11 protein-coding genes are annotated in these 12,384 nt (G+C 59.3%); 3 read left to right on the plus strand and 8 right to left on the minus strand.

Features of this window, described 5'->3' with window-relative positions; genetic code table 11:
* Positions 1–13: 13 nt before the first annotated feature.
* From EU556_RS01290 to EU556_RS01305, 4 genes are read right to left on the minus strand one after another with little or no spacing between them, the layout of a single operon-like run.
* Positions 14–1,267 (minus strand): hybrid sensor histidine kinase/response regulator, encoded by a 1,254-nt coding sequence (locus EU556_RS01290; protein WP_135430233.1) that lies wholly within the window; start codon positions 1,265–1,267, stop codon positions 14–16.
* Between the two features lie 12 nt (positions 1,268–1,279).
* Positions 1,280–1,726 carry a response regulator gene (locus tag EU556_RS01295; RefSeq protein WP_135430235.1) on the minus strand — a complete coding sequence of 149 codons (447 nt, stop codon included), beginning with the start codon at positions 1,724–1,726 and terminating at the stop codon, positions 1,280–1,282.
* Positions 1,727–4,045, minus strand: coding sequence for an ATP-binding protein (locus tag EU556_RS01300; RefSeq protein ID WP_135430237.1), 2,319 nt, complete (start codon positions 4,043–4,045; stop codon positions 1,727–1,729).
* Complete coding sequence (locus tag EU556_RS01305; RefSeq protein ID WP_135430239.1) at positions 4,027–4,590, minus strand: biliverdin-producing heme oxygenase; 564 nt, start codon at positions 4,588–4,590, stop codon at positions 4,027–4,029. The genes EU556_RS01300 and EU556_RS01305 overlap by 19 nt, the downstream gene beginning before the upstream one ends.
* Positions 4,591–5,140: 550 nt before the next feature.
* Between EU556_RS01305 and EU556_RS01310 the strand changes: the two genes are divergently transcribed.
* Positions 5,141–5,476: an ASCH/PUA domain-containing protein gene (locus tag EU556_RS01310; RefSeq protein WP_135430241.1), complete on the plus strand. Its 336-nt coding sequence runs from the start codon at positions 5,141–5,143 to the stop codon at positions 5,474–5,476.
* A 236-nt stretch (positions 5,477–5,712) separates the two neighbouring features.
* Positions 5,713–6,795 carry a DNA polymerase IV gene (dinB, locus tag EU556_RS01315; RefSeq protein WP_135430243.1) on the plus strand — a complete coding sequence of 361 codons (1,083 nt, stop codon included), beginning with the start codon at positions 5,713–5,715 and terminating at the stop codon, positions 6,793–6,795.
* Here dinB and EU556_RS01320 read toward each other — a convergent pair.
* From EU556_RS01320 to EU556_RS01335, 4 genes are all read right to left on the minus strand, one after another.
* Positions 6,792–7,457 carry a sce7726 family protein gene (locus EU556_RS01320; protein WP_135430245.1) on the minus strand — a complete coding sequence of 222 codons (666 nt, stop codon included), beginning with the start codon at positions 7,455–7,457 and terminating at the stop codon, positions 6,792–6,794. The genes dinB and EU556_RS01320 overlap by 4 nt on opposite strands.
* 144 nt (positions 7,458–7,601) lie before the next feature.
* Complete coding sequence (locus EU556_RS01325; protein WP_135430247.1) at positions 7,602–7,928, minus strand: hypothetical protein; 327 nt, start codon at positions 7,926–7,928, stop codon at positions 7,602–7,604.
* Between the two features lie 152 nt (positions 7,929–8,080).
* A complete protein-coding gene (locus tag EU556_RS01330) occupies positions 8,081–10,684 on the minus strand; it encodes an ABC transporter permease (RefSeq protein ID WP_245327358.1) in 2,604 nt (867 codons plus the stop codon).
* A complete protein-coding gene (locus tag EU556_RS01335; RefSeq protein WP_135430249.1) occupies positions 10,681–11,385 on the minus strand; it encodes an ABC transporter ATP-binding protein in 705 nt (234 codons plus the stop codon). Before EU556_RS01335 ends, EU556_RS01330 begins: the two co-directional genes overlap by 4 nt.
* Before the next feature lie 193 nt (positions 11,386–11,578).
* Here EU556_RS01335 and EU556_RS01340 point away from each other — a divergent pair, with 193 nt between their 5' ends.
* Positions 11,579–12,295, plus strand: coding sequence for an arylesterase (locus EU556_RS01340; RefSeq protein ID WP_135430251.1), 717 nt, complete (start codon positions 11,579–11,581; stop codon positions 12,293–12,295).
* Positions 12,296–12,384 lie beyond the last annotated feature (89 nt).

A 12,384-nucleotide genomic window follows, 5' to 3' on the forward strand; every position in this document is an offset into this window, starting at 1 on the left:
TGGCCTAGAGTGCTTAGGCAGGCAGAATTACCCGAAAGGTAGTGCCCTGCTGCGGTACGCTCTCTACTTCTACGTGGCCCCCCTCGGCCTGCACCAAGCGGTTTACCAGAAACAGGCCTACGCCAGTGCCTTCGCCCGCGCTCGGATGGAAACGACGGAATAGCTGAAACAGCTCGGCTCCGTGCCGCTCCAGATCCAGCCCTAGGCCATTGTCTTGTACCTCTAGCACCGCGTGAGAGCCGGAACGATGGCTGCGCAGCTGTACCAGTGCCGGCCGCGCAGGATGCCGGTACTTCACGGCATTGGCAATCAGGTTGAGCAGCACCGTACGCAGGCTGCTGCGCACAAACTCTACTTCGGGCAGGGTTGTGAAGTCGGTCTTCACCTCGGCCTTGGCTTCCTGCAACTGCGGACGGAGGGTCTGCAGAATATCAGCGGTAAGGTCGGCGAGGGGAACGCGCTCCGTGATTTGCTCACCCGGCGGGCGAGCCACCTGCACTACCGCGGCCAAATCAGTAATGGTAGTAGATAAGTTACTGAAGGAGTCCTCCATGAGCCGCAGCATCTGGCCAGCCTCTGGGTCGTGAAACGTAGCGGAGCGCCGCAGTTCCTCAAACAAGCCCTGTAAGTTGTGCACGGGCTGGCGCAGGTCGTGGGAAGCAGCGTACACGAAATTATCGAGGTCGGCATTGGTGCGGGCCAGCTGCTCATTGGCCGTGCGCAGCTCCTGGTTGCGGGCCCGTACCTCTTCGTTGGCCGCTGTCAACTGGTTGTTAGCCAGTTGAATCTGTTGGCGGGTTTCAGTAAGCTCATCCAGCGAGTCGCGCAACTGCTGGTTTACGGTTTGCAGCTGCTGGTGGTAGCGCGTGATGTACTGCCGCCACTCGTTTTTCTCAATGGCGTGGGTTACCGTTTTGTACAGGAGCTCTGGGTCGAAGTGCTGCTTTACCAGGTAATCCATTGCGCCCGTGTTGAGGGCCCGTACGGCCAAGGACTCGCTGCCCCCGCCGGTAATCATTACCACGCATAAGGTGTCGGGCGGCGTGAGCTGCTGCAGGTTGCTGAGCAGGGTCAAACCATCGGTATCCAACAGGTTATGATCGAGTAGCACGCAATCGGGGCGCAGGTTCCGAAACTGCTGCAGACCCTCGGCCCCAGAGCTGGCTTCGTGAATCTCAAACCGCTCATGCCCAATTTGCTTACCTAGGAACCGCTTATAGAGCATGCGGTCCTGCTCATTATCATCGATAAGTAAAATCTTCTTCACGCGGGGCAAATCCTAGCTCAACAGGGGTAACTCCGAGGTTTTCAACCAGTAGCTCACCAGGAGGCGGGTTTTTTCCTCCAGCATGGCATAGTCGATGGGCTTAGTCAGGTAGCTGTTGGCGCCCAGGCGGTAGCAGTCCTCAATGTCGCGGGTGTTGGTAGAGGTGCTGAAAATGATGACCGGGATAGACTGTAGCCGGGGGTCTTGCTTAACAGCAGCCAGCACAGCTCGGCCATCGGTACCGGGCATATTCAGGTCGAGCAGCACAAAGGCTGGCAGCTGCTGGGGCCAGCCGGGGAGCTTGCCGTAGCCCTGCAGATACTCAATGGCTTGGTCGCCGTCTTCACAGCGCAGCACGGGGTTAGGCAGCGCGTGCCGACGGAAGGCCCGGCCTAAGGCCGTGAAGTCTTCCACGCTGTCTTCCACCACTAAAATGGGCTTGAGAGATAAGGCTGACACTTACAAATGTTTTGAAAGGGAAAAATAAAAGGTTGCACCCTGGCCTAGTACGGAATCTACCCAAATTTCGCCGTTGTGCTTCTCCACCATTTTTCTGGCAATGGCTAAGCCCGCTCCAGTACCACCTCCATATCTGTCTTGCGTGTGAAGCCGCTTGAAGATCTTGAAGATGTTTTCGTGGTGCTTAGGATCAATTCCAATGCCATTATCGCGCACATAGAAAACATAAAAGTCCTGGGGAGTTCCAGTACCGCGAGGGCCGCGCATTTCTGGGGGCGCTAGGCCTACCTGCACCGAGCGCTCAGGGGTGTCGCTGTAGCGCATGGCGTTGGTGAGCAAGTTGTTAAAGACTTCCCGAATCCGAACCTGGTCGCAGATAAGGGTAGGCAGCGGGTCGACAATGGTAGCCGTGGTGCCCATTTGCTCAAATCGGGGCTGCAGCATGTCAATAACGTCTTCCACCACCTCCTGCATGTTGGTCTCAACGAGCGTAAGCTCCTCGCGGCCCATCCGGGAAAGCTGCAGCAACGACTCAATGAGGGATTCCATACGCTTGCTCAGGCGCACCAGCGTTTGGAGCTTGTTCACGCCCTCCGCATCCAGCTGCTCAGCATAATCCTCGAGCAGGAAAACGGAGTAGTTATGAATGCCGCGCAGGGGCTCTTTTAAGTCGTGCGAGGCCACGTAGGCAAACGAGTCTAGCTCGTCGTTGCTGCGCGCCAGCTCTAGGTTGAGGCGGCTCAGGCTGGCAGCCCGGGCCTGTAGCTCGTTGAAAATCTTCAACCGAACATCGGAGAGATGAAGCCGAATTTCCTGGGCAGCTTCAATTTCCATGGGGCGCCACGGGGCCGAAGTGTTGTCGACGGTCTGGCTCCAGGCTTCAAATGACTGCCGGGGCGAGAGAAACACCTGCCCGTCTTGCATCACCTCGGCTTTCTGGGTTTTGCCGGCCCAGGTAACCGTCTGTATCTGCTCTGGGCGGAACCAAATGATATAGTCGCCGGGCTTTTGCGAGAGAGAAATAGCCAGTAGGCCACTCGCTGCTCCCCGGATAGCTACCCCAGCGGGGTTGTGCCGCGCGTAAGAATCAGTGTAGAATACGTCTTCTTGGGGAGCGTTCTGTTCCAGCCAGGCTAGCAGGTCCTGGATTTGCGCCTCATTGGGCGTGACACCCAGGGTAATAATTTGTCCCTCAAAGCAAATGGCCGCTCCACCGCAGGCAATTACCTCCTGCACGGTAGGCCTATGGAGGTAGAGGCCTTCCATAAAGTTCTCCTGGCGGCCCACCAAATCAAAAAGCCGAGCCTGCGTTTCCCGAATGTGCAGCTGGTAGGCATAGTCATCGTTCTGCTGCTTGCTGCGCAGCAACGCCGAAAACGTTTTACCAATAAACAAACACAGCTCGCGCAGCTCGTAGCTTACTAGGCGCGGCGTGAGGTGGTGGCAAGTAATCATGCCCCAGAGCACCCCATCCTGGATGATGGAAATGGTCATGGTGGCCGCCACGCCCATGTTGCGCAGGTACTCCAGATGAATTGGTGACACGCTACGCAGCACCGCGTGGGTCATGTCGGGGGGGCGGGCGGCCGTGGGGTGCAGCACGGGGTGCAGGAGGGCCGGCACGTAATTCACGTCCGGAATAAAGCGCAGCCAGTTTTTGAGGTACATGGCCCGGGCCTGCTGCGGAATATCGGTGGCCGGGTAGTGCAGGCCTAGGAAGGGCTCTAGGTCTTCGCGCTTGGCCTCGGCCACTACTTCACCGCTGGCATCCTCCGCAAAGCGATACACTACCACGCGGTCGAAGCCCGTGATGTCGCGAATTTGATTTGCCGCGTGCTGGCAGAATTCTAGCACCGACGTGGCGCTCAGCATCTGGCCTAGGGCTATGTTCAGGGACGGCAGGTCTAGCACGCTGGTGCCCGTTTCCGCTACGGGCTCAAACTCCAGCCACAGCAGCTGGTCGTAGCGATGCACGATGAGCTTGTAGAAAGGCTGACCTTCCACTTGCTCGAGGCGCGTGCCCAGCAGCTTGGCCGACTCCGTGAGCGTAGGCCAGAGTGCCGTCAGCTCGGCCAGGGTGGCGGGGTTTAGGAACTGGTCGAGGCTGCTGCCAAGCAGGTCCGGCGCCGAAATGCCAATCAGGGCCTGCGTGTTCTCGCTGACGTGCACCACCCGCTTCGTGGCAGGGTCGAGGCACAGCAAAAAGCCGTAGGGCTGCACCGAGCCCGGAATATGAATAGGCTCCCGGTCGCAGTTAGTAAGAGTGATGGGAGCATTTATCAGGCTCTCATCGGAGTAGATTACGGCTGATTGATCCACGCGTGTAGTTTTTGGAACGTGAGACTCGCCGAATCCACTATTTCGGCTTGGTTGGCATCGGTGGCTTCTTCAGTAAGCAGCTGGCAAAAGCGCTTCCATAGCGGGCCGGTTTGGTCGCCGTTGCCCGAGAAGTACGTGCGGGACTCGATACCGGCTTTGGCCAACTGGCGGGTAATTACCTGCCCCCCTAGAGTAGAGCCCTCCAGTACGTACAAGGCCCCCAGCAGTTGGGGCCACGTAGCGAGAGGGGGCATGTCGGGGCACAGAGGTAGGGGCGAGTTGGGCGGCAGGTCGGCCAGAATCAGGTGGGCCCGGTGGCGCTGAGCTATGTCCCAGGCCGGCGTAAACTCGTGCTGATCTAGGTGCGCCTCGTACGGTTTCAGGAAGCCATACAGCTTGGCCAGAAACCAATGCGTCTGCTCTGCCGATACTTGCCCGGCACCCAAGGCCTGGTTGAAGTGGTTTTGCTCCAGGGCGTCGTGGTAAGGGCGGGTTTCGGACCGCAAGCGTTGCAAAATGACAGGACTCTCGGAAGCAGACGACATAGAAAACAAGGCGGCTATATTCCGCAAAGATAAGGTACGCAACCAATAGGCACCTGGCAAAAAGGGGTTTCACACTAGGCCGTAGAGCTAGCTTTAACCGCCCGTAGCCACCATTCGGGGGGCCGAAACAGAACGTTTGCCGAATACCCTGAGTCAGGCATCCAGGGGCTGAGAAAGCAGACCCGCAAGAAGGCCCCTGCACTGCCAATTGGTAACTAACAGGCGCGCTACGTAAGGTTAGCTCAACAATAACGTGGGTGCGTGTGAGTTGTTTACGGACGAGTGGCCTTAGGAGAGAATGCAAGCCTGGGGCACGAAACTTGCTTTAGCGCGGTTATACCCTCGGAGGCCGCGCGTTTTGTGAGGGTGGAGTGAGTAGTGTCAGTCTTCCAAAAAATAGGTTATTGAGCACCTGCAAGCTTCACGGCGCGAGGTGCCTCCCCATGCAACGGTTCTGCAGCCGTTGTGTACTGATTCATCCGAAAGCCCATCTGTAGATTCCTGACGCCCCGCGTTGGGATATAGGCGTTCTTTTTAACGGCAGATTTCCATGCACCCTACCATAGCAACTTACGGCCTTGGGGCCGCACCTACTCATGCGCAAACGCATGAACTCAAGATCTGGCCTGCCTGCTTCTCGGCGGTGGATGCCGGAACCAAACCTTTTGATGTTCGAGAAAATGATCGGGACTTCCGCGTGGGCGACGTACTAGTGCTGCGCGAGTATGAGCCCGAAAGTGAGCAGTACAGTGGCCGCAGCCTGACGCGTTGGGTTAGCTACATCATGCACGGTGGCTCGTTTGGCGTAGAAGCCGGCTGGTGCGTGCTAGGCCTAAGTGAGCGGCCCCCGCTGCCCGCCGGCATCCACGACACCAAGCTCTGGTAGACCATTAACTTCCGGCCTCCTGCGTGCAGGAAGTGGCCTAGCTCACCTACCGCAATCGTTGGCATAGCGCCCAAGCCGACTCAGACTCCTTCACGGGGGTTCTGAGCCGGCTTTCTAATTTCTAGGCCAGCAACGGGCGCTTTCAAGCTATAAAGATGGGGCCGTTAGGGGCCGCTCAGTGCTATATGGGCTGGTCATTGGGTTGTATCTTCGTGGGGAGTTAGGTACCCGATTTGGTGGAGCAGGAAGAAAGCCGGAAGATTATTCATCTGGACATGGATGCGTTCTACGCTTCCGTGGAACAGCGCGACAACCCCATCTTGCGTGGGCGGCCCGTGGCGGTGGGCGGCTCGCGGCAGCGCGGCGTGGTGGCGGCCGCCAGTTACGAGGCCCGGCAATTCGGGGTGCGCTCGGCCATGGCCTCCTCGGTGGCTAAGCGCAAGTGCCCGGAGCTGATTTTCGTGAAGCCCCGGTTTGACGTATATAAGGAAGTATCTCTGCAGATTCGGGAGATTTTTGCGGAATACACGCCGCTGATTGAGCCGGTGTCGTTGGATGAGGCCTACCTCGATGTGACCCACAACCTCAAGCAGATTGCTTCGGCTACGCAGGTGGCCCAGGAAATAAGAGCCAAAATTTTGGCGAAAACTCAGCTCACGGCCTCGGCGGGCATCTCCTACAATAAGTTTCTGGCCAAGCTGGCCTCCGATTACCGCAAGCCTAACGGGCAGTTTGTCATTAAGCCCGCCCAGGGGCTGGCCTTTGTAGAAGCTTTGAGCGTAGGCCAGTTTCACGGCATTGGGCACGTTACGGCGGCGCGCATGAACCAGCTAGGCATCTTCACGGGCTGGGATTTGCGCCAGCAGACGCAGGCCTTCTTACGTCAGAACTTTGGAAAAGCAGGCTCTTACTACTACGCCATTGCCCGTGCTCAAGACCACCGCCCCGTTGTGGCCGACCGGGTGCGTAAATCGGTAGGCTCCGAAACCACCTTTGAGCAAGACCTGACCACCCAGGAGCAGCTACTGAGTGGACTACAGCCAGCCCTGGAATCGGTGTGGAGTTACTGCGAACGGACTGGTATTCTGGGGCGCACGCTCACGGTAAAGGCCAAGTACAACGACTTTCAAGTGCTCACGCGTAGCCGCACCAGCATAGTGCCTTTTACAAGTCAAGCCGCGCTAGAGCAGGTGGGGCGGGAATTGCTGAATTCCTTATGGCCCCTGCCCAAAGGCATTCGGCTGCTGGGAGCTTCCTTATCTAATCTAGATACGGCGGGCGAGGATACTCCCGGCCGCCAGTTGCTGCTGCCGCTCTAGGCCACCTTGGTTGGCTTGCGCTTGGTGGCAGTGGCTTTACGCTTGGTCTTTGCTTTCGTGTTGTGAGTAGGTTTGCGACGACGGCGGCCGCCGAAGCGCTGCCGCTCGGCTTTGCGCTCGGCGCGGTGTAGTAGGCGCTCGGGTAGGCGGGCAGTCAGTCGGTCGCGCACGTACTGGGCCAGGCCGGAGAGAGGCACCAAGTGGGTGGTGCGTAGGAAGTTGAGCACCTCGCGGCGACGCAGCGTGCTTACTCCCGAGAGGCCTAGGGCCAGCAGGTATTGCTTTACTTCTTCCAGCAGCAGCAAGCTGGCCAGCGGAGCGCGCGCAACGGTAGCATTGTACGCGGCCGCCCGGTGTACTCGCAACTCCTGGCCGGGGACAGCCACCAGCACGCCCACCCACTCGGGCAGCAGGGGCAGCAGCTTGGGCAGGTGTTTTTCCGTCACGATAAACGTCACGAAGTCATACACCTCGCCGTAGCAGCGGAGCTGATTAGCCACGCGCTGCAGGGTGTCGCCGTCGCCCTTCACCTCGTAGCCGTGCATAAAAGCAGGCGTGATGTGCACCACATCGGCGCGGGTAGTGCCGGTGGGTAGCTCATCCACGTACACACCCTCCGTAAGCAGGGGATAAAGCAGGGCGCGGATTTCGGGGTCGTTCATAACAGGCCTAGGCCAGGGCACAAAAGCGAAAAAAGGCGCCAAACGCCCCTTCGGTAAGCAAGTTAAAACAGAAAGCCCGACCGCACACAAGGGCGGTCGGGCTTTCTAGTAGGGTTGGCTATAGCGCGAGGCGCTACGGCTAGCTTATTGAGGATCAGCCTTAACTTTCGACTTACGCTTCTTGTCTTTAGCTTTCACGTCAGACTTGCCAGTGGCAGTGCCCTGGGTCACGCCCGTGCCCGACTGCGTTGCAATAGACGAACCCGACGTGGTGCCCGACATAGGCTGGTCCATCGTGGTGGTGGTAGTCGTCGATTTAGTGGTTTCAGTGGTGGCAGGTGCCGTCTGAATTACCGTGCCCTGGGTAGGAGTAGTAGTCTGCGACTGAGTGGTAGTAGTCGTGCTCGTCTGGGCGTTGGCGGTAGCAACACCGGCTACGAGGAAAGCGGCAACAGCAAATACTTTTTTCATGGGGAAAGAAATTAGGGGCATGAAACATAGTCGAAGAAACACCAGTTGCCTGTTGTGCTTCGGCTAGACTTTAACGGGTAACTGCAACCGATGTTGCCCTTGCCGTATAATTTAAGTGAGAAAAACATGAAATAACCCGGAAAAAAGGCTGTTCAGGCTTCTCCGCGCAGAATTTCGAGTGGGGGCCGCGTCAGTACATCACGGCTATTGAGCAGGCCGATGAGCACGGTAAGCGCCGTAGTAAGAGCCGCCAACACCAGGAGGGGCCAGGGAGCCGGCACAAAGGCCACCTCAAACACCCACGTGGCCAACGCCCATGCCGCCACCACCGCCAGCAGCAGCCCGGCCACGGCCGCCAACAGGCCTAGCAGGGCGTACTCCACCAGCGTAATACGCAGAATCTGGCGGCGGCTGGCTCCTAGGGTGCGCAGTAGCACGCTTTCCTGCACGCGCTGGTAGCGGCTAATCACCACCGAGCTGATGAGCACGACCACCCCAGTCGCAATGCTGAACAGGGCCATAAAGCGAATCACGAAGGAGATTTTGCTCAGAATATCGTCGAGGGTTTGTAGAATCAGGCCCAAGTCGATAGCGGAAACGTTGGGAAAGCCCGCCACCAAGTCGCGCTGCACCAGGCCTAGCGTTTGATTATTGGGCACGCGGGTGAGCAGCACATGAAACTGCGGTGCCTGCTCCAGCATCCCCTTCGGAAACACTACCAGGAAATTGGTTTGCACCCGGCTCCAATCGATGGTGCGGGTGCCGCCCAGGATGGTGGTAAGCGGGGCACCCTGCACGTTGAACACCAGCGTATCATTGAGCTTGACTTTGAGGCGCTGGGCGAAATCCTCGTCCATGGAAATGCGCGGAATGCCATCGGCCCCGAGCTTCGGGAGCTGTCCGGCCGCCAGTTTTTCGGAGCCAGGATTGAGCGTATCGCGGTAGGTAACGCGGTACTCGCGGGTGAGCATGCGGCTGGACGGGCCATTGGCCGTATCCTTCTTCATTTGCGAGATGGTGCGGCCGTTGATGGAGGTCAGCCGCATCGTCACGATGGGCACCTCCTGCATAATGGGTAGGCCGCGCCGCTGCAACAACTGGCCTACACCGGCCTTCTGCTCGGTCTGGATGTCGAACAAGACCAGATTGGGCTGCTGGCCGCTGGCCGAAAGCTGCACCCGGCTCAGCAAGAGCCCTTGCAACAGGTATAGCGTCGCCATCAAGAACACACCCAGTCCGATAGACACGGTGAGCAGGAGGGTCTGGTTGTTAGGCCGGTACAGATTTGCCAGGCCCTGGCGCCACACGTAGCTCCACGACACCGGGAAGAAGCGCCGCACCAGCAGCCGCAGCCCCTGGCCTACGCCCGCCAACACCCCAAAAGCCACCACTAGGCCGCCCGTAAAGCCCAGGGCCAGCTTCACGTCACGCGTTTGCAGGTAAGCAAAGCCCAGGATGAACAGCAGAATCAGCCCAAACACACCCAGCCGGAGTGGGTCGGGGCGAGAAGCATCTTCCTCATAAGAGGCCCGCAGCGTGCGCAGCGGCGACACGCGCCGGATGCTCAGCAAGGGCAGCAGGGCAAACAGCACCGCCACCAGCAAGCCCGTCAGCACGCCCTCGCCTACGGCACTCCAGGAAATAGTAGTAATCACGGCCACCGGCAGGAACCCCGCAAACAACCGCGGTAGCACCAGTTGTATGGCCGTGCCAAGCGCCGCTCCAACAATGGCACCCACTAGGCCCATGAGAGCAGTTTGCAGCAGGTAGATAAGTAAAGCTTGCCGACCACTGGCCCCCAAGCACCGCAGCACAGCCACCGAGGCTACTTTCTCGCGCACGTACAGGCTCACGGCGCTGGCCACGCCCACGCAGCCCAGTAGCAAGGCCACAAACGCCACCAGGTTCAGGAAGCGGGTGAGGTCAGAGAAGGCGCGGCCGGTTTGCTGCTTACGACTGGCTACCGTCTCAGCCCGAGTGTTTTCCTGGCTGGGAATGTCTACCAGCGGGTCGCGCAGCCGCTCGGGGGTTACCCCCGGCCGTAGCTTATAATAGGCGCGGTATTGCACCCGGCTGCCGGGCTTGATGAGCTGGGTGCGGGCGAGCAAGGAGGTAGAATCAGCCTCGCCCATCACGTTGAGTCTATCGTCGCCGGGAATAAACACGGTGGGGGCCACCGAGGCGTTGAATTCCGACTGACCCGGCGTTTTGCGCACCCGCCCGGCAATGCGGAATACCACCCGACCCACCCGGATAGAGTCGCCGACGCGGGCGGCAAACTGCACCAGCAAGGCGTCGTCGACCAGGGCCACGGGCTGGTTGTTGCGCATGGCCTGCCGGAACTCCTGCACGGCCGTGGTAGGCTCGGTCAGCCAGGTGCCGTAGTAGGGAAAGTCGCCCACCATGGAGCGTACCTGAGCGAGCCGCACCCCGTTGCCCTTCGGGAATTGAACCAGCGAGGCAAACGCCGCCTCCGTGCTGTGGTTCTCGATGTAGGGCCCAATCATGGGCTGAAACTCCGGCTTGAGGGGCTGGCTGGCCGACAGCACTAGGTCGGCGCCCAGCAGCTCTTGGGCCTGCTCATCAATGGTGCGGGCCAGATTATCCCCGAAGCCGTTGATGCCGACCAGGGCCGCAATACCGAGCACAATGGCCGAGACGAACAACAGCAGGCGGCTCCGGCTGCGGCGGCTGTCACGCCAAGCCATACGCCACAGCCAGCCGGCCCCTGGCCTAGCAGAAGGTAACTGGCTCATAACGTAGCGGAGGATGCAGGAGAAGAAACAGGCGCAGCCGAATCGGAAATCATAGTGCCGCCCTTGATGCGGACCACGCGCTGAGTTTTGGCGGCCAGCTCCAGGTCGTGGGTCACGAGTACGAGCGTGGTGCCGGCCTCGCGGTTCAGCTCAAATAGCAGGTCTACCACCGTGGCGCTGGTGTCGGCGTCGAGGTTGCCGGTGGGCTCATCGGCAAATAAAATGGTAGGCCTATTGGCAAAGGCCCGGGCCAGCGAAATGCGCTGCTGCTCTCCGCCCGAGAGCTGGGTAGGGTAGTGGTGGCCGCGGCCGGCCAAGCCCACGCGAGCCAGCAACTCCTGCGCCGCCCGGGCCGAGCCTTTCTCCCCGCGCAGCTCCAGGGGCACCTGCACGTTTTCGAGGGCGGTGAGGGTGGGCAGCAGCTGGAAGTTCTGGAAGATAAACCCCACGTACTGGTTACGGACGGCGGCGCGCTGGTCTTCCGATAAATTATCTAACTGTACCCCATTGAGCCACACGCTGCCCGAAGTAGCGCGGTCGAGGCCGGCGCATAGGCCTAGCAAGGTGGTTTTGCCGCTGCCCGAAGGCCCAACAATAGAAAAGGTGTCGCCGGCGGCCAGCTCAAAGCTGACGGCTTCCAGCACCGTAAGGGCCCGGCCACCGCTGGAATAGGATTTGGTGAGGTTTTCGACTTTGAGCACGAAGAATGAGTTGGTTGCTGATTGCTAGTGGTTGATTGTCTGAGGTTGCTTGCCGGTAAGGATGTACTTAGCGGACACTAGACTGCGTACAGCAATCAGTAACGAACAATCAGCAATCAATTACTTATTAGCAGACGGATTAACCTTACGCATACTTTCTTTCGTTAGGCAACTACCCGTAACTATATCCTGCATGAGAACTGTTTTGTCCCTGCTGAGCGGCGCGCTCCTGTGCGCTCTGGTTAGCTGTAACTCCGATTCCCAGACGGCTACCCAAACCGCCGAGGCCCCAGCCGCTACGGCCACCCAAATGCCGAAGGCTCCCGGTAAAGCTGCCCCGAAAACCATTCTGTTCTTCGGCAATAGCATCACGGCCGGCTACGGAGTGGAGCCCGACGAAGCCTTCCCGGCCCTCATTGGGCAGAAGCTCGACTCGGCCGGACTGGCCTACAACATTGTGAATGCGGGCCTGAGCGGGGAAACTACCGCCGGCGGCCGCAGCCGCGTGGGCTGGGTGCTGCGCCAGCCGGTGAGCGTGTTTGTGCTGGAGCTAGGCGGCAATGACGGTCTGCGCGGCCTGCCCCTCACAGATACACGCCGCAACCTGCAAGCCATCATTGATACGGTGCGCCGCCGGAGCCCGCAGGCGCAAATTGTGCTGGCTGGCATGCAAATCCCACCTAACATGGGCCCCGACTACGCCACGCAGTTCAAAAAGCTCTACGCCGAGCTGGCCCAGAAAAACCAGGTGAAGCTGATTCCCTTCCTGCTCGAAGGAGTAGGCGGGGTCCGGAAGCTTAACCAGCGCGACGGCATTCACCCCACGCCCGCAGGCCACCGCTTGGTAGCCCGCAACGTATGGGCCGTGTTGCAGCCTATGTTGCAGCAGCCCGTGGCTGCTCAAGAGTAAAAGAGAAAGAGCTAGGCCAGTCCTCAAAGCTATACCTTGCCGATAGCCTAGCTTATTGGCGTTTATTTAATACATTCAGGATCAAGACT

It is taken from the genome of Hymenobacter fodinae, from assembly GCF_004745825.1.
GTDB classification, from domain to species: domain Bacteria; phylum Bacteroidota; class Bacteroidia; order Cytophagales; family Hymenobacteraceae; genus Hymenobacter; species Hymenobacter fodinae.

Bases quoted from the DNA above. Each gene is read 5' to 3' on its own strand.
- EU556_RS01305 (WP_135430239.1), bottom strand. From the start codon at position 4,590: ATGTCGTCTGCTTCCGAGAGTCCTGTCATTTTGCAACGCTTGCGGTCC.
- EU556_RS01340 (WP_135430251.1), top strand. From the start codon at position 11,579: ATGAGAACTGTTTTGTCCCTGCTGAGCGGCGCGCTCCTGTGCGCTCTG.
- EU556_RS01330 (WP_245327358.1), bottom strand. From the start codon at position 10,684: ATGAGCCAGTTACCTTCTGCTAGGCCAGGGGCCGGCTGGCTGTGGCGT.
- EU556_RS01320 (WP_135430245.1), bottom strand. From the start codon at position 7,457: ATGAACGACCCCGAAATCCGCGCCCTGCTTTATCCCCTGCTTACGGAG.
- EU556_RS01310 (WP_135430241.1), top strand. From the start codon at position 5,141: ATGCACCCTACCATAGCAACTTACGGCCTTGGGGCCGCACCTACTCAT.
- EU556_RS01325 (WP_135430247.1), bottom strand. From the start codon at position 7,928: ATGAAAAAAGTATTTGCTGTTGCCGCTTTCCTCGTAGCCGGTGTTGCT.